Source organism: Nocardia sp. NPDC055002 (assembly GCF_053608825.1).
In genome coordinates, this window is record NZ_JBSGWE010000006.1 from 127,784 (window position 1) to 151,471 (window position 23,688).

Annotated in this window: 18 protein-coding genes and 1 riboswitch; of the genes, 12 read left to right on the forward strand and 6 right to left on the reverse strand. The window is 69.2% G+C overall.

Features of this window, described 5'->3' with window-relative positions; genetic code table 11:
- Both ACWF99_RS24215 and ACWF99_RS24220 read left to right on the forward strand, forming a co-directional pair.
- Positions 1–996 carry an NAD(P)H-dependent glycerol-3-phosphate dehydrogenase gene (locus ACWF99_RS24215; protein WP_378655026.1) on the forward strand — a complete coding sequence of 332 codons (996 nt, stop codon included), beginning with the start codon at positions 1–3 and terminating at the stop codon, positions 994–996.
- 44 nt (positions 997–1,040) lie between these two features.
- Positions 1,041–2,132, forward strand: a complete 1,092-nt coding sequence (locus tag ACWF99_RS24220) for a D-alanine--D-alanine ligase family protein (RefSeq protein ID WP_378626309.1) — start codon at positions 1,041–1,043, stop codon at positions 2,130–2,132.
- A gap of 66 nt (positions 2,133–2,198) precedes the next feature.
- Here the strand turns inward: ACWF99_RS24220 and ACWF99_RS24225 are convergent, their stop codons facing one another.
- Complete coding sequence (locus tag ACWF99_RS24225; protein WP_452537470.1) at positions 2,199–2,954, reverse strand: DUF3515 domain-containing protein; 756 nt, start codon at positions 2,952–2,954, stop codon at positions 2,199–2,201.
- A 119-nt stretch (positions 2,955–3,073) separates the two neighbouring features.
- Between ACWF99_RS24225 and ACWF99_RS24230 the strand changes: the two genes are divergently transcribed.
- The 3 genes from ACWF99_RS24230 to ACWF99_RS24240 are packed head-to-tail and all read left to right on the forward strand — an operon-like array spanning position 3,074 to position 5,074.
- Positions 3,074–4,078 carry a thiamine-phosphate kinase gene (locus ACWF99_RS24230; protein ID WP_452537601.1) on the forward strand — a complete coding sequence of 335 codons (1,005 nt, stop codon included), beginning with the start codon at positions 3,074–3,076 and terminating at the stop codon, positions 4,076–4,078.
- Between the two features lie 11 nt (positions 4,079–4,089).
- Positions 4,090–4,773, forward strand: coding sequence for a uracil-DNA glycosylase (locus tag ACWF99_RS24235; protein ID WP_378626311.1), 684 nt, complete (start codon positions 4,090–4,092; stop codon positions 4,771–4,773).
- 49 nt (positions 4,774–4,822) lie between these two features.
- Positions 4,823–5,074 carry a hypothetical protein gene (locus tag ACWF99_RS24240; RefSeq protein WP_266291645.1) on the forward strand — a complete coding sequence of 84 codons (252 nt, stop codon included), beginning with the start codon at positions 4,823–4,825 and terminating at the stop codon, positions 5,072–5,074.
- Between the two features lie 200 nt (positions 5,075–5,274).
- Here ACWF99_RS24240 and ACWF99_RS24245 read toward each other — a convergent pair whose 3' ends face one another.
- From ACWF99_RS24245 to rpmB, 3 genes are all read right to left on the reverse strand, one after another.
- Positions 5,275–6,063: an enoyl-CoA hydratase/isomerase family protein gene (locus ACWF99_RS24245; RefSeq protein WP_378626314.1), complete on the reverse strand. Its 789-nt coding sequence runs from the start codon at positions 6,061–6,063 to the stop codon at positions 5,275–5,277.
- A gap of 9 nt (positions 6,064–6,072) precedes the next feature.
- Entirely contained in the window at positions 6,073–6,579 is a 507-nt protein-coding gene (locus tag ACWF99_RS24250; protein ID WP_452537471.1) for a GNAT family N-acetyltransferase, read from the reverse strand.
- A 99-nt stretch (positions 6,580–6,678) separates the two neighbouring features.
- Entirely contained in the window at positions 6,679–6,870 is a 192-nt protein-coding gene (gene rpmB / locus ACWF99_RS24255) for a 50S ribosomal protein L28 (protein ID WP_011210730.1), read from the reverse strand.
- A 313-nt stretch (positions 6,871–7,183) separates the two neighbouring features.
- On the opposite strand from rpmB, the gene ACWF99_RS24260 reads away from it, so the two are divergent.
- A complete protein-coding gene (locus ACWF99_RS24260) occupies positions 7,184–9,100 on the forward strand; it encodes a DAK2 domain-containing protein (protein WP_452537472.1) in 1,917 nt (638 codons plus the stop codon).
- Positions 9,101–11,359: an ATP-dependent DNA helicase RecG gene (gene recG, locus ACWF99_RS24265; protein WP_452537473.1), complete on the forward strand. Its 2,259-nt coding sequence runs from the start codon at positions 9,101–9,103 to the stop codon at positions 11,357–11,359.
- A gap of 13 nt (positions 11,360–11,372) precedes the next feature.
- Here the strand turns inward: recG and ACWF99_RS24270 are convergent, their stop codons facing one another.
- Positions 11,373–12,797 (reverse strand): short-chain fatty acyl-CoA regulator family protein, encoded by a 1,425-nt coding sequence (locus tag ACWF99_RS24270; RefSeq protein ID WP_378626319.1) that lies wholly within the window; start codon positions 12,795–12,797, stop codon positions 11,373–11,375.
- Positions 12,798–13,150: 353 nt separating this feature from the next.
- Here ACWF99_RS24270 and ACWF99_RS24275 point away from each other — a divergent pair, with 353 nt between their 5' ends.
- The 3 genes from ACWF99_RS24275 to ACWF99_RS24285 are packed head-to-tail and all read left to right on the forward strand — an operon-like array spanning position 13,151 to position 16,735.
- Complete coding sequence (locus ACWF99_RS24275) at positions 13,151–14,674, forward strand: MmgE/PrpD family protein (protein ID WP_452537602.1); 1,524 nt, start codon at positions 13,151–13,153, stop codon at positions 14,672–14,674.
- Positions 14,674–15,588 carry a methylisocitrate lyase gene (gene prpB, locus ACWF99_RS24280; protein ID WP_452537474.1) on the forward strand — a complete coding sequence of 305 codons (915 nt, stop codon included), beginning with the start codon at positions 14,674–14,676 and terminating at the stop codon, positions 15,586–15,588. The genes ACWF99_RS24275 and prpB overlap by 1 nt, the downstream gene beginning before the upstream one ends.
- Positions 15,589–15,592: 4 nt before the next feature.
- Positions 15,593–16,735 (forward strand): bifunctional 2-methylcitrate synthase/citrate synthase, encoded by a 1,143-nt coding sequence (locus ACWF99_RS24285; RefSeq protein ID WP_452537475.1) that lies wholly within the window; start codon positions 15,593–15,595, stop codon positions 16,733–16,735.
- Positions 16,736–16,820: 85 nt separating this feature from the next.
- Here ACWF99_RS24285 and metE read toward each other — a convergent pair whose 3' ends face one another.
- Positions 16,821–19,091, reverse strand: coding sequence for a 5-methyltetrahydropteroyltriglutamate--homocysteine S-methyltransferase (metE, locus tag ACWF99_RS24290; RefSeq protein ID WP_452537603.1), 2,271 nt, complete (start codon positions 19,089–19,091; stop codon positions 16,821–16,823).
- Positions 19,092–19,228: 137 nt separating this feature from the next.
- A riboswitch (cobalamin riboswitch) is annotated at positions 19,229–19,414 on the reverse strand.
- 301 nt (positions 19,415–19,715) lie between these two features.
- Here metE and ACWF99_RS24295 point away from each other — a divergent pair.
- On the forward strand, positions 19,716–23,114 hold the full coding sequence (locus ACWF99_RS24295; protein WP_452537476.1) for a pyruvate carboxylase: 3,399 nt from the start codon (positions 19,716–19,718) through the stop codon (positions 23,112–23,114).
- Positions 23,111–23,686: a 16S rRNA (guanine(966)-N(2))-methyltransferase RsmD gene (rsmD, locus tag ACWF99_RS24300; protein ID WP_452537477.1), complete on the forward strand. Its 576-nt coding sequence runs from the start codon at positions 23,111–23,113 to the stop codon at positions 23,684–23,686. Before ACWF99_RS24295 ends, rsmD begins: the two co-directional genes overlap by 4 nt.
- The last annotated feature ends 2 nt before the right edge of the window (positions 23,687–23,688 follow it).

Consider the following 23,688-nt stretch of genomic DNA (forward strand, 5'->3'; position numbering starts at 1 on the left):
ATGACGAGGGCGGCGGTTATGGGTGCGGGGTCGTGGGGTACGGCGTTCGCGAAGGTGTTGGCCGAGGCGGGGACAGACGTGACGATCTGGGCCAGGCGGCCCGAGGTGGCGCAGGCGCTCGACACCGAGCACCGCAATCCGTTCTACCTGCCCGGCGTGCAGTTGCCGCCGGTGCGGGGAACCGATGACCATCGGGTCGCGCTGGACGGGGCGGATCTGGTGGTGCTGGCGGTGCCGTCGCAATCGTTGCGGGCGAATCTGGATCTGTGGAAGGGCGATATCGGGTCCGACGCCACGCTGTTGAGTCTGGCCAAAGGGATCGAGACCGGCACGCTGCTGCGGATGAGTCAGGTGATCGCGGAGGTCACCGGGGCCGAGCCGGGGCGCATCGCGGTGTTGTCGGGTCCGAATCTGGCGCACGAGATCGTCGAACGTCAGCCCGCGGCGACGGTGATCGCCTGCTCCGACACCGAGCGGGCCGGGGTCGCGCAGCGCGCGTGTGCCACCGGGTACTTCCGGCCGTACACCAATACCGATGTGATCGGCTGCGAGATCGGCGGTGCGTGCAAGAACGTCATCGCGCTCGCCTGCGGCATCGCTTCGGGAATGGGATTGGGCGACAACACGGTGGCCAGCCTGATCACGCGCGGGCTCGCCGAGGTGATCCGGCTCGGGGTGGCGCTGGGCGCACAGCCGGTGACGCTGGCCGGGCTGGCGGGTGTCGGCGATCTGGTGGCTACCTGTACCTCGCCGCTGTCGCGCAACCGGTCCTTCGGGTACGCCCTCGGTGCGGGCGGCACGATGAGCGCCGCGCAGGAAGCGACCAATGGGCAGGTGGCCGAAGGTGTGAAGTCGTGCACATCGGTGCGGGCGCTGGCCGCCGAGCACGGGGTGGAGATGCCGCTGACCGACGCGGTGCACAGGGTGTGTCATGAGGGGCTATCGGTGAGCGAGGCGGTCGGCAGCCTGCTCGGCAGGCGGATCAAGCCCGAGTAAGGGCGATAGCGCCATGGCGGCGAGAACCTACTACGGTGACGTTCATGACGGAACGGATCAGGGTGGCTGTGGTGTTCGGCGGGCGCAGCAGCGAGCACGCCGTCTCGTGCGTGTCGGCGAGCAGTGTGCTGCGCAACCTCGATCCCACCCGCTACGAGGTGGTGCCGATCGGCATCACCCCGACCGGCGGCTGGGTACTGGCCGACGGGATCGGCGAGCTGGCGCTGAGCCACGGCGTGCAACCACAGGTCGACGCGTCGGGAACCGCCCTCACGCTCGCCGCTGACCCCGGCCGCTCCGGTGCGCTGGTCGCCCTCGACTCGAGCGATGTCCTCGGCAATGTCGATGTCGTGTTCCCGATCCTGCACGGGCCCTTCGGTGAGGACGGCACATTGCAGGGCATGCTCGAGCTGGCCGGGATTCCCTATGTCGGCGCGGGCGTGCTGGCCAGCGCGGCGGGCATGGACAAGGAGTTCACCAAGAAATTGCTGGCCGCCGAGTCGTTGCCCGTCGGCGTGCAGGTCGTGCTGCGGCCGGGCACCGAGACCCTGTCCGAGGCCGACCGGGCCCGGATCGGCCTGCCCGCCTTTGTGAAGCCCGCGCGCGGCGGCTCCTCGATCGGCATCACCAAGATCACCGATTGGGCCGATCTCGCCGCGGCCATCGCCGCCGCCCGCGCGCACGACCCCAAGGTGATCATCGAAGCGGGCATCGTCGGACGCGAAGTCGAGTGTGGCGTACTGGAATTCGCCGACGGTGAGGTGCGCGGCAGCGTCGTCTCCGAGATCCGCATGCCCGATGCCGACGCGGCCGCGCCCGAGTTCTACGACTTCGCCACCAAATACCTCGACGACGTGTGCGAATTCGATGTGCCCGCCAAGCTCGACGACGACGTCGCCGACGAGATCCGGGAGCTGTCGGTGCGTGCGTTCCGCGCGCTGGACTGCCAGGGGCTGGCGCGGGTCGACTTCTTCGTCACCGAGAACGGTCCGGTGATCAACGAGATCAACACGATGCCCGGCTTCACGCCGATCTCGCAGTACCCGCGGATGTGGGAAGCGACCGGTATCGACTACCCGACGCTGGTGTCGACGCTGATCGAGACGGCGCTCGCGCGCGGAACCGGGCTGCGGTAGTTCTGTTCGGCCGCAGGGCTTTCGGCGGGGTCGTGCACGAAAGCTCTACGGCGCCAGTCGATTAGCTCAGAGTTCGCCCGGAGTCGGTTCGCGTGCAGGCAGATTCGCGGTGATGATGTCGGACACGGTCTGCACCCCGCTGGTGCCGGAGCCGTCGGGGACGGTCAGTGCGATGTAGGTCTCGCGGTCGACGGCGAACCAGGTGCCGGTCTTGCCGACCTCGTCGCGGATTTGGAACCACTTCACGCCGTCGATCACCGTCAACGGTGACGCGCGGTTGAACTCGAGGGGGCGGTCGAGGCCGCAGCGCAGCGTGATCGGGTCGCCGCCGTCGGGGAGCTGCCAGGCGCGGGTGGCCGGCGGGGCGGGTTCGACGAGGGTCGACTTGGTGTAGTCGCCGAGCTCGGCGGGCAGGGCCGGGAGCAGTGTTTGACAGGCGGGGCCGTCGGCCGCGGGAGCCGGAACCGGGCCGAGGGCGAGGGGTTCGCGTTCGACCGGGGCGCGCAGGGCGATGAAGGCGGCGACCAGGACGGCGACGATCAAGACGACGGGCAGGGCGACCGCGGTGGCGATCAGCGCGGGGGAGTGGTGTGACTCGAGGTCGGCATCGTCGGAGTCCTCGTCGCCGGAATCCGAATCGTCCGCGTCGCTGTCTGTGTCGTCGGCGAGGCCGGGCTCGACGGCGGGTTCCGGGTGGACGTCTTCGCCGGACGACGGTGAGTCGTCGGACGTCGGCTCAGCGTCGGACGAAATCGCGTCGGCAGCGGCGGTGTCGTCGGGAGCGGTCGCCTCGCCGCGATCCTCCGGTGTCGAGTCCGCCATAGCTGTGTGGTCCTTCCGTTCGCTGGTTCGCCTGCACCGTCGGTGGTGCCCTATCGCCTCCGAAAGGGTACCGTCGGGGCGATTTCGTCGGTCAGCAGCACAGCGGGAAGGGGTCGGTCATCAGCGAGGACAGCCGTCCGCAGACGGTGCGTGAGCTGGGCGAGTTCGCCTTGATCGACCGGATCAACGCCGGTCGGGAGCAGGCCGCGCACGTGCTGCTCGGCCCCGGTGACGACGCCGCGCTGGTCGCGGCGCCCGATGGGCGGTTCGTGGTGAGCACCGACATGCTCGTCGAAGGCAGACACTTCCGCCTCGACTGGTCCTCGCCCGTCGACATCGGCCGCAAGGCGATCGCCCAGAACGCCGCCGATGTGGTGGCGATGGGCGCGCGGCCTACCGCGTTCGTGGTCGCGCTCGGCTGCCCGGCCGACACCCCCGTGTCCGTGGTCGAAGGGATCGCCGACGGAATGTGGATCGAGGCCGGCCGCGCCGGGGGTTCCATCGCGGGCGGCGACCTGGTGCGCAGCGATCAGCTGGTCGTCTCGGTGACCGCGTTCGGCGACCTCGGCGGACAGCCCGCGATCACCCGCTCGGGCGCGGTGGCCGGTGACATCGTCGCCGTGGCAGGCGAACTCGGCTGGTCCGGCGCCGGGCTGGCCGTGTTGACCGGCGACGCGGACCTCACCGATCCCGAGTTCACCTACGCCCTTGCGACACATCGTGTTCCGCAGCCGCCGTACGCGGCGGTGATCGACGCGTTCGGCGCGCACCCCCCGACCGCCCTGACCGATGTCTCCGACGGACTGCTCGCCGACCTCGGGCATCTCGCCGCCGCCTCGCACGTCGCGATCGACGTGCACAGCGCGGCACTGACCGACCCCGAACTGTCGGCCCTCGCGAAATTGCTCGATGCCGATGCCGCGCAATGGATTCTGGCCGGCGGCGAAGACCACGCCTTCGCCGGAACCTGGCCGGCCGAGGTGGCGCTCCCCGCGGGCTGGCGGCCGATCGGCATAGTAACCGCAGGCAGTGGCGTCACGGTCGACGGCGTGGCACCCACCGGCGGCACCGGCTGGGAATCGTTCCGTGGGGCGGACGCCACGCCCACCGGCGACGAACGATAGGTTGTGCGGTCATGGGTGCCAAACCACTGTCGGAGATCATCGATCCGGGCTGGGCCCGGGCACTGGAGCCGGTCACCGACCGCATCAGCGAAATGGGCGAGTTCCTCCGAGAAGAGAACGCGGCGGGCCGCGGCTATCTTCCCGAAGGGGAGAACGTGCTGCGCGCGTTCCAGCGCCCGTTCGACGCGGTGCGCGTGCTGATCGTCGGCCAGGATCCGTACCCGACACCGGGCCACGCGATGGGACTGAGTTTCTCTGTCACACCGCAGGTTTCGCCGGTTCCACGCAGCTTGTCCAACATCTTCGCCGAATACAGCAAGGACCTCGGCTTCGATACGCCGACCTGTGGAGACCTGAGCCCCTGGTCGGATCAGGGTGTGCTGCTGCTGAACCGGGTACTCACCGTCACCCCCGGCGCGCCCGCCTCGCACCGGGGCAAAGGCTGGGAAGCGGTCACCGAGCAGGCGATCCGGGCGCTGGTCGACCGCGACGAGCCGCTCGTGGCCGTGCTGTGGGGCAACGACGCCCGCTCACTGAAGCCCACACTCGTCGCCGCCGAGGTGCCCTACGTCGAATCGGCGCACCCCTCACCGCTTTCCGCCTCGCGCGGGTTCTTCGGTTCACGACCGTTCTCCCGGGTCAACGAACTGCTCGACGAACTCGGCGCCGACCCCGTCGACTGGCGGCTGCCCTGACCCGGGGCGTCGCCCGCACCAGAAGAGAATGATGAAGGAGCACAACCCGATGCACATCTCCACCGTTCGCGCTGCCCTCGCGACCGCCGCCGTCGCCGCCGCCATCACCGCGGGCGCGGGCTCGGCCACCGCCGCAGGCCTGCAGCTCGAGCCCTACAACGAGCAGGCCGCGCCGGTGGCCACCACTCAGGTCGGCGAGGAATGGACCTCCACCGGCACCTCGACCATCTCCTCGGGCGTGAACGCGAAGGTGACCTGCCTGCTGCAGAACACCTTCAGCGCCCTCGGTGCTGCGTGTTAGAGCGGCTGGCGCCGCGGGGTTTTCGGCCCTGAGGGCCTCACATCCGAAGGGCGATACTGCGCCTTCGGCGTTCCGTCTCGCCCTTCGGATGCGAGGCGGCCGAAAACCCGTGGTGGCTGACATCCGGCGTGGCGTTGGTCGCGCCGGGTGGTCAGTTCAGTCGCGGGAGTTGGTGACTTCTACGTCGGAGTTGGTGGCTTCTAGGTGAGGCCGACGTAGTTCGGCTTGCGCTTGCCTACGAAGGCGTCGACGCCTTCGCGGCCGGTGTCGCTGTTCGCGGCGGCCGAGATGCTGTCGCGTTCGGCGTCCAGCTGCTGGTCCAGAATCGCTGTAGGCGACTGGGCCAGCAGTTTTTTCATGGCCGAGTAGGTGGCGCGGGGGCCGTTGACGAAGGTCTGTGCCAGCCGGAGGGCTTCGGCGCGGATGTCGTCGTCGGCGACCGTGCGGCTCAGGATGCCGAGGCGGACGGCTTCGTCGGCGTCGAGGACGGCGTCGGTGAGCAGGATCTCGCTGGCGCGGCCCAGGCCGACGATGCGGGGGAGCAGCCAGGACATGCCGCCGTCGGGGGACAGGCCGATGCCGGGGTAGGCGGGGCGCAGTTTCGTCGAGGGTCCACCGATCGCGATGTCGGCGGCGCAGACCAGGCTCATGCCCGCACCCGCCGCCCAGCCCTGCACCGCGGCGATCACGGGAACGGGGGCGGCCGCGAGCGCGCGGACGAACTCGTGGAGTTCGTCGGCCAGCTGGTGCAGATAGGCGCCGCGGTCATCGGCCCCGGCGAAATTGCGGACATTGCCGCCTGCGCAGAAGTTCGCGCCCGCGCCGGTGAGCAGGATCGCGCCGACCGACGGGTCGAGGGCGCGCAGGGCCGCGGTGCCCGCGTTGATCAGGTCGAAATCCATCGAGGTGCCCGCGGCGGAGGTGGCGATGGTCAGCTGGAGCACGCCGTCGATGATCTCGGCGGCGGCGACCGGTTCGGTGGTACTCATGGCGTCACATTAACCCGGCTCGCGTCGCCACAATTGTTCGGGCAGCAGGGTGAACGGGTCGGTGCGGCGGTTGCCGGTGTCGGTGAAGCCGTGCCTGCGGTAGAAGGCGTGGGCACGCGGATAGTCGGCGAACACCCAGAGGGTGCACGGCGATCCGGGGGCGGCCGCGTCGATCAGGGCGTCGGCGATGCCGGTGCCGTGCCAGGCGCTGCGGACGTAGAGTGCTTCGAGTTCGGCCTCGGTGGACGGGCACGGGTCCGCCGGGCGGTCGGGTACGGGCCGATCCCGCCCGGCGGCGAAACCGACCAGGCGGTCGCCGGCCAGCGCGACCGGCAATCGGTGGGTGCCCGCGGCACGACGACGTTCCCAATTGATCGCGGAGCGTTCGAGGTCGAAGCCGTCGAGGATGTGGCGGGGGACGAGCGCGCCGTAGGCCTCACGCCAGCTGGCGATGTGGCACGCGGCGAGTTCGGTGACCCGGTTCGCCGTGAGCGGCGCGATCCGCCAGTCAGACACGGCGCGCTCGTTCGACGGCGCGGGGCCGTTGTACGACAACGCCCCGGATCACCCACGAGGGGTGCCGGGGCATTGTCGGCAGAATGTACGGGCTGAAAATCAGCCGCGGACGACCTTGCCCGCCTTGAGGCAGGAGGTGCACACGTTCATCCGGCGGGTGTTGCCAGGGGCAACCTGCGCACGCACGGTCTGGATGTTCGGGTTCCAGCGACGGTTGGTGCGCCGGTGCGAGTGCGAGACCGACTTCCCGAAACCGGGGCCCTTGGCGCAGACGTCGCAAACGGCAGCCATGTCGCGAGCTCCTTCATGTCATAAGCGGACAGCGGCGCACGTAAGCCCGCTGAACCGGAAACTGATGTCGTCAAATGCCTTGCCGACTGTCGTCGGCCAGCGCAGACCCACGTGGGCCGCACAAAGCAACCCTGCAAGACTAGCGGGCCGGGCCTCGAAGTTCCAAACCGGGTATCCCGGTCGACCTGCCGAGCACAGCCCGGCTGAGGGCCCGTCCGAGGTCAGCGTACCCCGGTCGGTAGCTGCCGCTAACCTGGCGTGCGTGCTCGGCGCGCGGGTACGCAGAACGGGGAGCGAGGTGGCGGTGGCGCACGTGCGGGAGTCTCTCGACGGCCCCGATCTGCTGGTCTGGGCCCGCGGTTGCCGCACCGACCTGGAGCTACGCCGCGCGGAGATCGACGCGCTCAACGTGTTCCCCATCGCCGACGCCGACACCGGGACCAACCTCCTCGCCACCATGCGAGCCGCGGTCGCGACGGCCGAGCGGGCCGTGCTCGACGCGGAGGACGCCACGTCACACCGCGTCGCCCAGGCCTTGGCTCGCGGTGCCACCACGGGCGCGCGCGGAAACTCGGGCATCATCCTGTCGCAGGTCCTGCGCGGGATCGCGGAGGCCGTTGTCGCTGGTCCGTTGACCGGTGTGCGGCTGCAGGAGGCATTGCGGCGGTCGGCCGTGCTGGTGCGCACGGGACTGAGTGCCCCGGTCGAGGGCACGATCCTGACGGTTCTCGACCGCGCCGCCGCCGCGGCCGCCGAGGTCGCCGAACCCTCCCTGGAAGAGGTGGCCCGCGCCGCCGCCGAAGGTGCCGCGCGGGCACTGAGCCGCACCCCGACCCAGCTGGGCGTGCTGCGCGCGGCGGGAGTCGTCGACGCGGGGGCGCGCGGGCTGCTGGTGTTGCTCGACTGCCTCGTGACCGAAGTCTGCGGTGAGGCACCCGCGCGAGTCAGGTACACGCGGGGCGAGCGGGCGGACCAGGGGCCGCATCGGCGGCCGGACGACGGCAACGAGCAGGCAGTGACTCTGCCCGGCGGGTTCGGTGACATCGATCACGGACACGCGGTGGAGGCCGATTCCGAGGGCCGGGAGCGCCGGATACTCGACACCCGCGACGACCACGATCATCGTGATCGGGACGCTGATCCACACTTCGAGGTCATGTACGTGATCTCCGGCACCGACGAGACCGCCGCGGGTGGGCTGCGCGATCGACTCGCCGTTCTCGGTGATTCGGTGGTGGTGGTCGGCGACGGTGACAGCACCTGGTCGGCCCATGTGCACTGCCGCGACGCGGGGGCGGCGATCGAGGCCGGGCTCGCGGTGGGCACGGTGACGAGCATTCGGATCGAGAGTTTCGCGGTGACCGCACCCCACAGCGGCCACCACGAGCACGGCACCGACTGGCTCGCCACTCAGCACGCGCGGGGCAGCGACAGCGCGCGCGACGCCTCCGCGCTGTGTGAGGCGGTTGCGAGTGGTACTGGCAATCGACTGTCCCGTCCCGTGGGCCGAGACGTCGTATCCGCCACCGGAGATGGCCGCGCCGTCGGCGACCACACCGCCGGCGATGTCCTCGCGGACCGCGGCGTCCTGGCGGTGGTCGCCGGCGCTGCCGCCACGCGCCTGTTCGAAGACGCCGGCGCGGTGGTGTTGCGCGGGGATCGGCAGGTCGATACGAGCACTCTGCTGACCGCGATTCGGCGGATGCCACATCGTGAAGTGCTCGTGTTGCCCAACGGCGCCCTGCCCGCGCAGGAACTCGTCGCCGTCGGTGTGGCCGCCCGTGACGGGTCGCGTGATGTGTTGTTGCTGCCGAGCGCGTCGATGGTGCAGGGCCTCGCGGCGCTGGCGGTGCACGATCGCGGACGGATCGCGGTGGATGACGCGTTCGCGATGTCGGAGGCTGCGGCGACCATGCGGTGGGGTGCCCTGCGGGCTGCCCGGGTGCGGGCCCTGACGATGGTCGGAATGTGTTCTCCCGGTGACGGACTCGGGCTCGTCGGCCAGGATGTGGTGGTGATCGACCCCGATGTGGTCGGCGCGGGACGCATCCTGCTCGACCGGATGCTCGGTCTCGGTGGGGAATTGGTGACGCTGCTGATGGGCGCCGATACGGGGCCCGAGCTGGCGCAGGTGCTCGCCGAGCATGTGACGGCCGGTTTCCCCGGCGTCGAGGTGGTCGTGTATTCCGGTGGACAGCAAGCGGATCTGGTGCAGATAGGGGTCGAGTAGATGGCGACGTTGAGTGACCGGCTCGACCATGTGCTGGGCGTCAAGGCGGCCGACCGGCTGACCGAGGCGTTCGACATGACCACCGTCGAGGATCTGCTGCGCCACTATCCGGTGCGCTACGCCACGCAGGGTCAGCCCCTCACCGAGGAGGAGCCGGAGGAGGGTGCGCACATCACCGTCATCGGTCGCATCACGAAAACCGAACTGCGCCCGATGAAGAACCGGCGCGGCTCCCTGTTGAAGGTGCAGCTCGACACCGGCGCCCAGCGTCCACTGGAAGCCACCTTCTTCAACGGCGACAAGGTGCGGTATCTGGTGAAAGAAGGTGTGCGAGCGATGATGTCGGGCACCGTGCACTGGTGGCGTCCCGACCGCTGGAACCTCTCGCACCCCGACTACCTGATCCTGCCCGACAAGGCCGAAGCCGGCGTGGAGGAACTCACCTCCGTGCGCGGCAGCGGCGCGCTGCGCGGGCTGGCGCAGAGCGCGAAAGGCGCGGGCGGAGTGGATGCCTCGTTCTTCGAGCGCGAATTCGTCCCCGTGTATCCGGCGACCGCGAAGGTCCAGAGCTGGGACCTGCTCGCCTGCATTCGCCAGGTACTCGACCAGCTCGACCCCATCGACGACCCGCTGCCCGCCGACCTGCGCGAGGAGCGCCGACTGCTTCCGCTCTCGGAAGCGCTGCGCCTGATCCACCTCCCTGAGCACAAGCTCGATATCGAGAAGGCCAGGGACAGGCTTCGTTTCGATGAGGCGCTCGCCTTGCAGCTCGTGCTGGCCGAACGCCGCCACGAGGTGGAGGGCCGCACCGCCCCCGCCTGCCCGCCCTCGGCCGACGGTATCGCCGCCACCTTCGACGAGCGCTTGCCGTTCGAGCTCACCGAAGGCCAGCAGCAGGTGCTCGCGGAGATCTCCGAAGACCTCTCCCGCACCCGCCCGATGCACCGCCTGCTGCAGGGTGAGGTGGGTTCGGGCAAAACGATCGTGGCGCTGAACGCCATGCTCCAAGTCGTGGACTCGGGGCGTCAGTGCGCCCTGCTCGCGCCGACCGAAGTCCTCGCCGCCCAGCATTATCGGTCGCTGCGGTCGATGCTCGGCGAATTCGGCAACGCCGGCGAACTCGGCGCCGCGGAGAACTCGACGAAGGTCGTGCTGCTCACCGGATCGATGTCGACGGCCGCGAAGAAGGCGGCCCTACTGGACGCGATGACCGGTGAGGCGGGCATCGTCATCGGTACCCACGCGCTGATCCAGGATGCCGTCGAGTTCTACGACCTCGGCCTCGTGGTGGTCGACGAACAACACCGCTTCGGAGTCGAACAGCGAGACGCGTTGCGTGCCAAGGCGAAAGACGGCATCAGCCCGCACCTGCTGGTGATGACCGCGACCCCGATCCCGCGCACCATCGCGATGACGACACTCGGCGATCTCGAAACCTCCACGCTCACCCAGCTGCCCAAGGGCCGTTCACCGATCGTGTCGAAAGTTGTTCCGCGCAAACTGCACCCGGGCTGGGTGGATCGTGCCTGGGAGCGCATCGTCGAGGAGGTCGGCCAGGGCAGACAGGCCTATGTCGTCTGTTCGCGCATCGGCGAGGATCCCGACGCGCCACCGGCCAAGGGGAAGAAGGCGGAGAAGGAAGGGCCGACCACCGCGGCCGCCGTGGAGATGTACGAGACGCTGAGCGCCGGTCCGCTCTCCGGTGTGCGCGTCGGGCTGCTGCACGGCAGGCTACCGTCCGACGAAAAAGACCACGTGATGCGCCAATTCAACGACGGCGCCATCGACGTGCTGGTCTGCACCACGGTCGTCGAGGTCGGTGTCGACGTGCCGAACGCGACCGTCATGGTGATCGTCGACGCCGACCGGTTCGGGGTGAGTCAGCTGCACCAGCTGCGCGGTCGCATCGGCCGAGGCAAGCATCCGGGCCTGTGCCTGCTGGTCACCGATGCCGCGCCGGGCGGGACCGCGATGGCGCGGCTGGAGGCGGTGGCGGCGACGACCGACGGCTTCGAACTCTCGGTGCTCGACCTGCGGCAGCGCCGCGAAGGTGACGTCCTCGGCTCGGCGCAGTCCGGTACCGCCCGGTCGTTGCGGTTGCTCTCGCTGCTCGACGACCTCGAGGTGATCACCGCCGCACAGGAACTCGCCCGCCAGGTCGTCGCCGAGGATCCGGGTCTGGTGAATCATCCGGGCTTGGCGGGCATGATGCACGCCGCCGTCGACGGCGAACGCATCGAATACCTCGCCAAGTCCTGACGCCCGCGCGGTATCAGCGAGGTAGGCGCGGGTACGGCAGATCGGTGCTGGTGTGTTCGGTCACCGACAGCGGCCGCCCGATCTGCGGGAACGCGCGTTGCGGGCACGACGGTCGCTCGCACACCTTGCACCCGGCCCCGATCGGCACCGCGACCTGTGGATCGTCCAACTGCAGCCCCTGTGAATACACCAGCCGGTCGGCGTATTCGATGTCGCAGCCGAGTCCGATGACGAAGTTCTTCGACGCCGCCCCGAATCCCTGCGCGGCGGCGGGGGTGGTGCGCGCGATCCACAGGTACCGGCGGCCGTCGGGCATCTCCGAGATCTGGGTGAGGATGCGTCCGGGGTGCGCGAACGCCTCGTGGGTGACCCACAGCGGGCAACTGCCGCCCACGCGGGAGAAGTGGAACGCGGTGGCGGACTGGCGTTTCGAGATATTGCCGGCCCGATCGGTACGCACCAGGAAGAACGGCACGCCGCGCTGACCCTGCCGCTGCAGTGTGCTGAGCCGATGGCAGACCGTCTCGAAGCCGACTTCGAACCGCAATGCGAGCAGGTCGACGTCGTAGCGCAGTTCCTCGGCCGAGCGCAGGAACCGGCCATAGGGCAGGATCAGCGCGCCGGCGAAGTAGTTGGCCAGCCCGACCCTGGCCAGGGTGCGGGATTCGCCGGTGAGCGCCCGAGATTCGGCGAGCACGTTGTCGATCTCGCGGCCGTAGAGCAGCAGGCCGAGGGTGGTCGCGATCTGGAAGGCACGCTGCCCGGGGCGCAGTCGCCTGGCCAGGGTGAGGGTTCGGGTGTCGGGGTCGTAGTGGCGTTTCGGGATGGCCGGGTCGGCGCCGTCGCCGCGGACCAGCACCGTGACGCCCGCGCGTTCCTCGGCGATCCTGGCCAGCTGACGATCCAGCGAGCCGATGCTCAGACCGGATTCCTCGAACAGCTGCTCGGCGGCATGGTCGAGGGTCGAGATGTGGTTGCGGTGGTCGTAGAAGAAATCGCGTACGTCCTCGTACGGCATGGGGGTGCCCGGCGCGCCGGCCGGTGTGTCGACGCGTGAGGACAGCAGGTCGAGCTGGTCGGTCGCCGCGCGCAACCGCCGGTGCATCGCGATGACGATGCGCGCCACCTCGGGCAGCCGGGTCGCCAGTTCCTCGACCTCGGTGATCGGGGCGGTGTCGCCGCCGCCCGCGGCTTCCACCAGTACCTCGTGCAGGTCCGAGACCAGCCGCGCGTCGGAGTCGGCGGCGAAGAACTGCACGTCCAGGTCGAAGGTCGAGTTGAGTTTCAGCAGAACAGGAATGGTCAGCGGGCGCTGATCACGCTCGAGCTGATTGAGATAGCTGGGTGAGAGGTCCAGCGACTTCGCGAGCGCTGCCTGGGTCATCCGCCGTTCTTCGCGCAGCCTTCGTAGCCTGGCCCCCGCGTACATCTTCCGCACGTCGCAGATCCTAACGCGAGCTGTTCGCAATGTTTGCTCAAAGTGGCGAATGCCTCGGGAGAAGTCCAGTCCCGCAAGGGATTTTACCTGTGTCTACCCGTGCGTAACATGCGAAGTCGCGGTCGGCGGCAGGTGCGACCTCGGGCTGCGGTGACCGAATTGCCGCCGAGGGCGCCCGCGCGTTCTCTGCGTGGTTGCCGGGAGAATCAACCATAGCGCTTCGGTATCACCGTTCCGGCGGTGATCGCCGATCTTCGCAATAGTTGCTGATCTGTCGCCCATCGCACGCAAAAATACGCTTTTTCAGCCCATATCCAGCGATAGATCCAGTGCGTAGCCTGCGAACCATGGCAATGAAAACCCATATCGTTCGCAGCGTCGGGGCCGCCGAGGACTTTCCGCGGTCACAGCATCTGGCCACGCTGATCGCCGAGGTGGCCACCGATCCGGTGGCGGTGACCGGCGAGGTCACCGACATGATCGTCAACCGCATCATCGACAACGCCGCGGTGGCCGCGGCGTCGGTCCTGCGCGGTCCGGTTCGCACCGCCCGCGCGCAGGCGTCGGCCCATCCACTGTCCGCCGCCTCCTCACGCCACGGCGCCACCGTCTTCGGACTGCCCGGCGCGCAGCGCGTTTCACCCGAGTGGGCGGCGTGGGCGAACGGGGTCGCAGTGCGCGAGCTCGACTTCCATGACACGTTCCTCGCGGCGGAGTACTCGCATCCGGGCGACAACATCGCGCCGATTCTGGCCGTCGCCCAGCACACGGGCCGGTCCGGCGCCGAGCTGATCCGCGGGCTCGCCACCGGCTACGAGATCCAGATCGACCTGGTGCGCGCGATCTGCCTGCACGAACACAAGATCGACCACGTCGCTCACCTCGGCCCGTCGGCCGCCGCGGGCATCGGCACGCTGCTCGGCCTCGATACCGAGACCATCTATCAGGCCGTCGGCCAAGCAGTGCACACCACGACCGCCACCCGGCAGTCCCGTAAGGGCGAGATCTCCAGCTGGAAGGCCTATGCCCCGGCGTTCGCCGGGAAGATGGCCGTCGAGGCGGTCGACCGGGCGATGCGTGGTGAAGGTGCGCCGGCGCCCATCTGGGAGGGTGCCGACGGCGTGATCGCCTGGTTGCTCGGCGGCACCGATGCCGAATACCAGGTGCCGCTGCCGACTCCGGGCACGGCCAAGCGCGCCATCCTCGACAGCTACACCAAGGAACACTCCGCCGAATACCAGAGCCAGGCCCCGATCGACCTCGCCCGCCGACTGCGCGAGCGGATCACCGACACCGCCCGCATCGCCTCGATCGTGCTGCACACCAGCCACCACACGCACTACGTGATCGGCACCGGATCCGGCGACCCGCAGAAGTTCGATCCGCACGCCAGCCGCGAGACCCTCGACCACTCGCTCCCCTATATCTTCGCGGTCGCCCTCCAGGACGGGACCTGGCATCACGAGCGCTCCTACGCGCCCGAGCGCGCCCAGCGACCCGACACGGTGGCGCTGTGGCGCAAGATCTCCACGGTCGAGGATCCCGAGTGGACGCGCCGCTATCACGCGACCGACCCGGCCGAGAAGGCCTTCGGCGCCCGTGCCGTGGTGACTCTCGACAACGGCGAGGTGATCGTCGACGAACTCGCGGTCGCCGACGCGCATCCACTGGGCGCGCGGCCGTTCGCGCGCGAGCAGTACGTCGAGAAGTTCCGCGTCCTCGCCGACGGTGTCGTGACGCCCGCCGAACAGGACCGTTTCCTCGATGCCGCCCAGCGCACACCGGAACTCGGCGCGGAGGAGCTCGATCAACTGAGCTTCACCGTCGACCCCGCGCTGTTCGACCGGCTGCCCACCGCACGGGAAGGACTGTTCTGATGACTGTTGCCGGATTGCTCGCCGCGCACACCACTGCCGCGCAGAAGCGCGCGAGTTTCCGCGCCGGGCTGGCCTCCGGGCGCCTGCAACGACTGCCGGGAGCGGTGAACCCGCTGGTGGCCAAGCTGATCCAGGAGATCGGATTCGACGGCGTCTACGTATCGGGCGCGGTGATCTCGGCCGAGCTGGCACTGCCCGATATCGGCCTGACCACGCTCACCGAGGTCGTCGAGCGTGGCCGCCAGATCGCCCGCGCCACCGATCTGCCCGTCCTCACAGACGCCGACACCGGCTTCGGTGAACCGATGAACGCCGCCCGCACCGTGGCCCTGCTGGAGGACGCGGGCCTGGCAGGTTGCCATCTGGAGGACCAGGTCAACCCGAAACGATGCGGCCATCTCGACGGCAAGGCAGTCGTCGACACCGCCGAGATGGTGCGCCGCATCCGGGCCGCCGTGGCGGTGCGCCGTGATCCTGACTTCGTGATCTGCGCCCGCACCGACGCGCGCGCGATCGAGGGTCTCGACGCGGCGATCGAGCGGGCGAGAGCCTACGTCGACGCGGGCGCGGACCTGATCTTCACCGAGGCGCTGGCCGAGGAGGCCGAGTTCGCGAAGTTCCGTGCCGCCGTAGATGTCCCGCTGCTCGCGAACATGACCGAATTCGGCAAGACGCCGTTGCTGAGCGCGCGGACACTGACCGACCTCGGCTACAACGCGGTGATCTACCCGGTCACCACGCTGCGCCTGGCGATGGGCGCGATCGAAGACGGTCTGCGCGAGATAGCCACGGCTGGAACGCAATCAGCACTACTGGACCGGATGCAGCACCGGTCTCGGCTCTACGAACTGCTCGGCTACCGGCACTACAACGCATTCGACTCCGGCATCTTCGACTTCACGGTGAGTGAGTGACGCCATGACCAGCGGACAGACAACGCAACCCGCCATCGCCAAGGGTTTGGCCGGGGTGGTGGTCGACACGACGAGCATCTCCAAGGTCGTCGCCGAGACCAACTCGCTGACCTACCGTGGCTACCCGGTACAGGACCTGGCCGCGCGCTGCAGTTTCGAGGAGGTCGCCTACCTGCTGTGGTACGGCGAACTCCCCGACGACGGTCAGCTGCAACTGCTCTGCCAGCGAGAACGGGCCCAGCGCCGGATCGATCGGTCGGTGCTCGCCCTGCTGGAGAAGATGCCGCAGACCTGCCACCCGATGGACGCCGTCCGCACGGTCGTGAGCTACCTCGGCACCGAGGACGCGGCCTCCGAGAGCACGAGTGAGCGCGAAAGGCTGGGCTCCGCACTGCGATTGACCGCGCTGCTGCCGACGGTGATCGCGACGGCGATGCGCAGGCGCCGGGGGCTCGACCCGATCGCACCGCACTCCCAGCTCGGTTTCGCGGAGAATTTCCTGTACATGTGCTTCGGCGCGGTACCGGATCCGCGGATCGTGCGCGCGTTCGAGATCTCGCTGATCCTCTACGCCGAGCACGGTTTCAACGCCTCGACCTTCGCCGCTCGCGTGGTGACCTCCACCGGCTCGGACTCCTACAGCGCCATCACGGCGGCGATCGGCGCCCTGAAGGGGCGGCTGCACGGCGGCGCCAACGAGGCGGTGATGCACACGATGCTGGAGATCGCCGACCCCGCGCACGCGAAGGCGTGGATCGCCGAAACCCTCGAGGCCAAGCGCAAGGTGATGGGCTTCGGGCATCGTGTGTACCGCAACGGCGACTCCAGGGTGCCGACGATGAAGGCGGCCCTCGACGAGGTCGCGGCGGTGACCGGGGGACAGCACTGGGTCCGCATGTACGACGAACTCGCCGCCGCGATGGCCGAGAAGACCGGCATAGCGCCGAATCTCGACTTTCCGGCAGGGCCTGCCTACTACCTGATGGGCTTCGACATCGAGATGTTCACGCCGATCTTCGTGATGAGCCGGATCACCGGCTGGACCGCGCACATCGCCGAGCAGTCGGCCGCCAACGCGCTGATCCGGCCGCTGTCGGAGTATCACGGCGTGGCCCAGCGTGCGGTTCCGGTCGCCAGGGCGAGCTGAACCGAGCCACTGCCCCGGACGGAAATCTCCGTCCGGAGCAGTGGTCTGTGTGCCGCTCACCGTCGCGGTGGTCAGCTCCCGTCGGTCAGCGCAGTGCCGCGGCGGCCGTCACCAGATTGCGCAGCGACGCCTCGACCTCCACCGGTCCGCGGGTCTTCAGGCCGCAGTCCGGATTCACCCAGAGCCGTTCGGCCGGAACGGCTTTCAGCGCTGCGGACAGGGAGATCGTGATCTCCTCGACCGACGGCACCCGCGGCGAGTGGATGTCGTAGACGCCAGGCCCGACACCGAGCGCGAAACCGGCCGCGTTCAGATCGTCGAGGACCTCCATGTGCGAGCGCGCCGCCTCGATCGAGGTGACATCGGCGTCCAGGCCCGCGATCGCCGAGATGACCTCGCCGAACTCCGAGTAGCACAGGTGCGTGTGCACCTGGGTGGTGTCGGCGACGCCCGCGGTGGCGAGACGGAACGAGTCCACCGACCACCGCAGGTAGGCAGGCTGTTCGGCCGCGCGCAGCGGCAGCAGCTCGCGCAGGGCGGGCTCGTCGACCTGGATGATCCGCGCGCCCTGGGCTTCCAGGTCGACGGTCTCGTCCCGGATGGCGAGCGCGACCTGGCGGGCCGAGTCATCCAGCGGCTGGTCGTCGCGGACGAACGACCACGCCAGAATGGTCACCGGGCCGGTGAGCATGCCCTTGACCGGCTTGGTGGTCAGCGACTGGGCGTACCCGATCCACGACAGCGTCATCGCCTCGGGCCGGGTGACATCGCCGAACAGGATCGGCGGACGCACGCAGCGGGTGCCGTAGGACTGCACCCAGCCCGCCTCGGTGACGGCGAAACCGTCGAGCAGTTCGGCGAAGTACTGCACCATGTCGTTGCGTTCGGGTTCACCGTGCACCAGCACGTCGAGACCGAGCTTCTCCTGCAGGGTGATCACGTCGGCGATCTCGGCCCGCATCCGCCGCACGTACTCGGCGTGGTCGATCTCGCCCTTGCGCAGCGCGGCACGGGCCAGCCGGATGGTCGAGGTCTGCGGGTAGGAGCCGATGGTGGTGGTCGGCAGCACCGGCAGGTCGAGGTGATCGCGCTGCAGGGCGCGACGCTCGTCGGCGGGGGAGCGGGTCAGGTCGTTCTCGTCGAGCGCGGCCAGCCGGCCGCGGACCTGGTCGTTGTGCAGACGCGGATCGGTCCGGCGTGAGTCGGCGGCGGCGCGGGCCGTGGCCAGCTCGTCGGCGACGGCGTCGGCACCCGCGGTGAGGGCGGTGGCCAGGACGCGCACCTCGCCGACCTTCTCGGTGCCGAAGGCCAGCCACGAGCGCAGCCGTTCGTCCAGCCCGGTCTCCGGGGTCAGCGAATACGGCACGTGCAGCAGCGAGCACGAACTCGACACCGCCACCGCGTCGGCGCTGCCGAGCAGGTCGTCCAGGGTGCCGAGGGTGGCGTCGAGGTCGGCGCGCCAGATATTGCGGCCGTCGACCACACCCGCCACCACGAGCTTGCGGGACAGCGCGGGCAGTGCCGCGACCGCCGAGACGACGGCGCCCGCCGTGAAATCGAGAGCGATACCCTCGATTTCGGTGTCGGCCAGCGCCGCCAGTGCGGCATCGGGGTGCCCGAAGTAGGTGGCGACCAGGATCGCGGGGCGGTTCTGCGCGGCCGACAACGCACCGTAGGTCTGGCCGACCAGAGCGAGCTCCGCCTCCGTCAGGTCGGTGACCAGCACCGGCTCATCGATCTGTACCCACCGCGCGCCCGCGTCCGCCAGCTGGGCCAGCAGGTCGAGGTACAGCGGCACGAGCTCGGGCAGCCGCTCCAGCGCGGCGCCGTCGACGGCCTTGGCGAGCTTCAGGAAGGTGATCGGACCGATCACGACCGGCCGTGCGGGGACCCCGAGCTCGATCGCCTCGTCGAGTTCGGTCAGCAGCTTGCCCGGGTGCAGGGAAAAGGTGGTGGCCGCGTCGATTTCGGGCACCAGGTAGTGGTAGTTGGTGTCGAACCACTTGGTCATCTCCAGCGGAGCGACCGCGTCGGTGCCGCGCGCGGCCGCGAAATAGCGGTCGAGCGGATCGGCGATTGCGGCGACCCGCGCCGGCAGTGCGCCCAGCAGCTCCGCGGTGTCGAGCATTTGGTCGTAGTAGGAGAAGGTGCCCACCGGCACCGAATCCAATCCGGCCGCGGCGAGTTCGGTGAGCTGGGCGCGACGGAGCTGACGGCCGACCGCGTGCAGATGCGCGGCATCGGCGCGGCCCGCCCAGTAGGACTCGGTGGCGCGCTTGAGTTCCCGGTTCGGGCCCACTCGCGGTAGACCGAGAACCGTTGCGGTGAACGGGGTATGCGAAACAGTCACGGAGATTCTCCAGTGTCGTGCAGGGAGAGCCGCCGCCTTTTCGCGGGCACACGCCACACAGCCGACAGAGTCGCGAGAAGATACGACAGGTCGGCATCGGTGGTCCGCGCGCCCGATCCACGAGGCGGTGGCCGCCGGATACGGCGTATCCGGCACAGTCGGCAGGTCTTCGGACTCGCGGGCACCGGTCGTGTGATCGACCGACCTACTGGCCGTCGCTTCCCAGGCGTGCAGCCCAGTGCTGATGACGGCGGTCGTTCCTGCTCACCGCTGCGGGACAGTCCCGGATTCTCACCGGGTTCCCTCTCACCCGGTGCGGAACATGATCCGCACCCGGGTTTCGACGCTTACGCGGGAGGTCGGGGCTCCGACTCTTCCACCGCGCACGCGAACCAGCTGCCCGCTCAGCATAGGCCCTCGGCGGGGCCACGGGTCACCGCCCCATCCCGAACACGGCCGTGACCTGCGGTTGCGCCCACGCCGTCCGTGCGCACCGCGCACCGCTGCGCACGGTGAGATGTGACGGCCCGATGAACGCAACTTCGCAGGTAGGCGGGTGTGCGGTGTGAAGATTGCTGCGAAGCCACCTTGCGTGTCCGGCCCCGGCTCGTGGCCGGGTACCGTAGGCCAATGTTCTCGAAAGTCTTGGTCGCAAATCGTGGTGAGATCGCTATCCGTGCCTTCCGCGCGGCCTACGAACTCGGCATCGGAACGGTCGCGGTGTTCCCGTACGAGGATCGCAATTCCGTGCATCGCCTGAAGGCGGCCGAGTCCTATCAGATCGGCGAAGAGGGTCATCCCGTTCGCGCGTATCTGTCGATCGAGGCCATCATCGACGCAGCGGTGGCCGCCGGCGCCGACGCGATCTACCCCGGCTACGGCTTCCTGTCGGAGAACCCCGACCTCGCCGCGGCCTGTGCCGCCGCGGGCATCACCTTCATCGGCCCCACCGCCGAGATCCTGGAGATGGCGGGCAACAAGGCCACGGCCATCGCGGCGGCGAAGGCGGCCGGACTGCCGACCCTGAAGTCCAGCGAGCCCTCGGCCGATATCGACGAATTGCTCACCGCCTCGGCCGAACTCGAATACCCGATCTTCGTCAAGGCCGTCGCCGGTGGCGGTGGTCGTGGCATGCGCCGGGTGGCCGCACCCGAGCAGCTGCGTGAGTCGATCGAAGCCGCGTCGCGCGAAGCGGAGTCGGCGTTCGGCGATCCGACGGTGTTCCTCGAGCAGGCGGTGGTGAACCCGCGCCACATCGAGGTGCAGATCCTGGCCGACCAGCACGGCAATGTCATGCACCTGTTCGAGCGGGACTGTTCGCTGCAGCGTCGCCACCAGAAGGTGATCGAGCTCGCGCCCGCCCCGAACCTGTCACCGGAACTGCGCGAGCGTATCTGCGCCGACGCGGTGGCCTTCGCCCGTCAGATCGGCTACATCAACGCGGGCACCGTGGAGTTCCTCCTGGACGAGCGCGGCAACCACGTGTTCATCGAGATGAACCCGCGCATCCAGGTGGAGCACACGGTCACCGAGGAGATCACCGACGTCGACCTGGTGCAGTCGCAGCTGCGCATCGCGGCGGGCGAATCCCTCGCCGACCTGGGGCTGAGCCAGGAGACGGTGCAGATTCGCGGCGCCGCCCTGCAGTGCCGCATCACCACCGAGGACCCGGCCAACGGCTTCCGCCCCGACACCGGCCGCATCACCGCCTACCGCACCCCCGGCGGCGCGGGCATCCGCCTCGACGGCGGCGCGAACCTCGGCGCCGAGATCGGCGCCTACTTCGACTCGATGCTGGTGAAGCTCACCTGCCGTGGTCGTGACCTGCCCGCCGCCGCCGCGCGCGCTCAACGCGCACTGGCCGAATTCCGCATTCGCGGCGTGACGACCAACATCCCGTTCCTGCTGTCGGTGCTCGACGACCCCGATTTCCAGGCGGGCCGGGTGACCACCTCGTTCATCGACGAGCGTCCCGAACTGCTCACCTCGCGTGGGTCGGCCGACCGTGGCACCAAGATCCTGACCTATCTGGCCGACGTCACCGTCAACAAGCCCAACGGTGACCGCCCGACCACGGTGTACCCCTATGACAAGCTGCCCGCTGTCGACCTCACGGTGCCGCCGCCGGACGGTTCGCGCCAGCGTCTGCTCACTCTCGGACCGGACGGCTTCGCGAAGGCCCTGCGCGAGCAGAAGGCGCTCGGCGTCACCGACACGACCTTCCGTGACGCACACCAGTCGCTGCTGGCCACCCGTGTCCGCACCAACGGTCTGCTCGGTGTGGCGGGTCATGTCGCGCGGCTGACCCCCGAGCTGCTCTCGATCGAAGCCTGGGGCGGCGCGACTTACGATGTGGCACTGCGGTTCCTGCACGAGGACCCCTGGGAGCGCCTGGCCGCGCTGCGCGAAGCCGTGCCGAACATCTGCTTGCAGATGCTGCTGCGCGGTCGCAACACCGTCGGTTACACGCCCTACCCGGAACAGGTCACGCGCGCTTTCGTGTCCGAGGCCGCCACCACCGGTATCGACATCTTCCGCATTTTCGACGCGCTCAACAACGTCGACCAGATGCGCCCGGCGATCGACGCGGTTCGCGAAACCGGTACCGCCGTAGCCGAAGTGGCGCTCAGCTACACCGGCGACCTGCTCGACCCGAACGAATCGCTCTACACCCTCGACTACTACCTGAAGCTGGCCGAACAGATCGTCGACGCGGGCGCGCACGTCCTCGCGATCAAGGACATGGCCGGCCTGCTGCGCGCCCCCGCCGCCGCGAAACTCGTGACCGCACTGCGCAGTAACTTCGATCTGCCGGTGCACGTGCACACCCACGACACCCCCGGCGGCCAGCTGGCCACCTACCTGGCGGCCTGGCAGGCGGGGGCCGACGCGGTCGACGGCGCGTCCGCGGCCATGGCGGGCACCACCTCACAGCCCGCGCTGTCGGCGATCGTGGCCGCCACCGCGCACACCGATCGCGACACCGGTCTGAACCTGCAGAACGTGTGCGATCTCGAGCCGTACTGGGAGGCGTTGCGCAAGGTCTACGCGCCGTTCGAGTCGGGTCTGCCCGCGCCGACCGGTCGTGTGTACACCCATGAGATCCCGGGTGGTCAGCTGTCGAACCTGCGTCAGCAGGCGATCGCGCTCGGCCTCGGTGACCGGTTCGAAGAGGTCGAGGCCAAGTACGCGGCCGCCGACCGGCTGCTGGGTCGCCTGATCAAGGTGACCCCGTCGTCCAAGGTCGTCGGTGACCTCGCGCTCGCCCTGGTCGGCACCGGTGTCGACATCGAGGACTTCGCCGCCGATCCGGGCCGCTACGACATCCCCGATTCGGTGATCGGCTTCCTGCGCGGCGAGCTCGGGACCCCGGCCGGTGGCTGGCCGGAGCCGTTCCGCAGCAAGGCGCTGGCCGGGCGTAACGAGCCCAAGCCCGAGACCCCGCTGAGCCCGGCGGATCAGAAGGCCCTCGACGGCTCGTCCGCCGAGCGTCGCGCCACGCTGAACCGGCTGCTGTTCCCCGGCCCGACCGCCGAGTTCAACGCCCACCGTGAGAAGTACGGCGACACCACCGGGCTGTCGGAGAACCAGTTCTTCTACGGCCTGCGCCGCGGCGAAGAGCACCGCGTGCAACTGGAGAAGGGCGTCACCCTGCTCATCGGCCTCGAGGCGATCTCCGAGCCCGACGAGAAGGGCATGCGCACGGTGATGTGCATCATGAACGGGCAGTTGCGCCCGGTCGCGGTGCGTGACCGGTCCGTCGCGTCCGAGGTGCCCGCGGCGGAGAAGGCGGACAAGAACAACGCGGGCCACATCGCGGCACCGTTCGCCGGTGTGGTCACCCTGGCGGTGTCCGAGGGCGACGAGATCCACGCCGGCGACACGGTCGGCACCATCGAGGCGATGAAGATGGAAGCGGCCATCACCGCGCCGCGCGGTGGCGTGGTGGGCCGGATCGCGACCACCAAGGTGGCCCAGGTCGAGGGCGGCGACCTGCTGGTGGAACTGGTCGCACGCGAGTCGGAATGACACGCATCGTCGCGGGTGTGGCGGGCGGACGGCGCTTGAAGGTGCCGCCCGCCGGTACCCGGCCCACCTCCGATCGGGTGCGCGAAGCGCTGTTCAGCGCGATCGACGCCCGCCTCGATCTGGACGGGACGCTGGTCCTGGACCTGTACGCGGGCTCGGGGGCGCTGGGATTGGAAGCGCTGTCGCGCGGGGCGCAGCGGGCGCTGCTCGTCGAGTCCGATCGCAAGGCGGGCGAGGTGGTGCGCGCCAATATCGCCGAGCTCGGTCTGCCCGGTGCCGAACTGCGGCTCGGCAGCGTGTCCTCGGTGCTGAAGCAGGCCGCACCGAGGGCCTACGACGTGGTGTTCTCGGATCCGCCCTACGACGTGAGCACCGACGACGTGATCGCCGACCTCACCGCGCTCGCGAACAACGGCTGGCTCGCGCCGGAAGCGCTGGTGGTGGTGGAACGGTCGAGCCGGTCACCCGAGATCACCTGGCCCGCAGGCTATGTGGCGCTGAAGACACGCAAATACGGGGAGACCAGAGTCGAGCTGGCCGAATTCGGTGCTACAGCGTGTCCGGAAACCTAGAT

Coding starts and splice junctions, on each gene's coding strand:
- ACWF99_RS24215 (WP_378655026.1), top strand. CDS start 1: ATGACGAGGGCGGCGGTTATGGGTGCGGGGTCGTGGGGTACGGCGTTC.
- ACWF99_RS24220 (WP_378626309.1), top strand. CDS start 1,041: ATGACGGAACGGATCAGGGTGGCTGTGGTGTTCGGCGGGCGCAGCAGC.
- ACWF99_RS24225 (WP_452537470.1), bottom strand. CDS start 2,954: ATGGCGGACTCGACACCGGAGGATCGCGGCGAGGCGACCGCTCCCGAC.
- ACWF99_RS24235 (WP_378626311.1), top strand. CDS start 4,090: ATGGGTGCCAAACCACTGTCGGAGATCATCGATCCGGGCTGGGCCCGG.
- ACWF99_RS24240 (WP_266291645.1), top strand. CDS start 4,823: ATGCACATCTCCACCGTTCGCGCTGCCCTCGCGACCGCCGCCGTCGCC.
- ACWF99_RS24245 (WP_378626314.1), bottom strand. CDS start 6,063: ATGAGTACCACCGAACCGGTCGCCGCCGCCGAGATCATCGACGGCGTG.
- rpmB (WP_011210730.1), bottom strand. CDS start 6,870: ATGGCTGCCGTTTGCGACGTCTGCGCCAAGGGCCCCGGTTTCGGGAAG.
- recG (WP_452537473.1), top strand. CDS start 9,101: ATGGCGACGTTGAGTGACCGGCTCGACCATGTGCTGGGCGTCAAGGCG.
- ACWF99_RS24275 (WP_452537602.1), top strand. CDS start 13,151: ATGAAAACCCATATCGTTCGCAGCGTCGGGGCCGCCGAGGACTTTCCG.
- prpB (WP_452537474.1), top strand. CDS start 14,674: ATGACTGTTGCCGGATTGCTCGCCGCGCACACCACTGCCGCGCAGAAG.
- ACWF99_RS24285 (WP_452537475.1), top strand. CDS start 15,593: ATGACCAGCGGACAGACAACGCAACCCGCCATCGCCAAGGGTTTGGCC.
- ACWF99_RS24295 (WP_452537476.1), top strand. CDS start 19,716: ATGTTCTCGAAAGTCTTGGTCGCAAATCGTGGTGAGATCGCTATCCGT.
- rsmD (WP_452537477.1), top strand. CDS start 23,111: ATGACACGCATCGTCGCGGGTGTGGCGGGCGGACGGCGCTTGAAGGTG.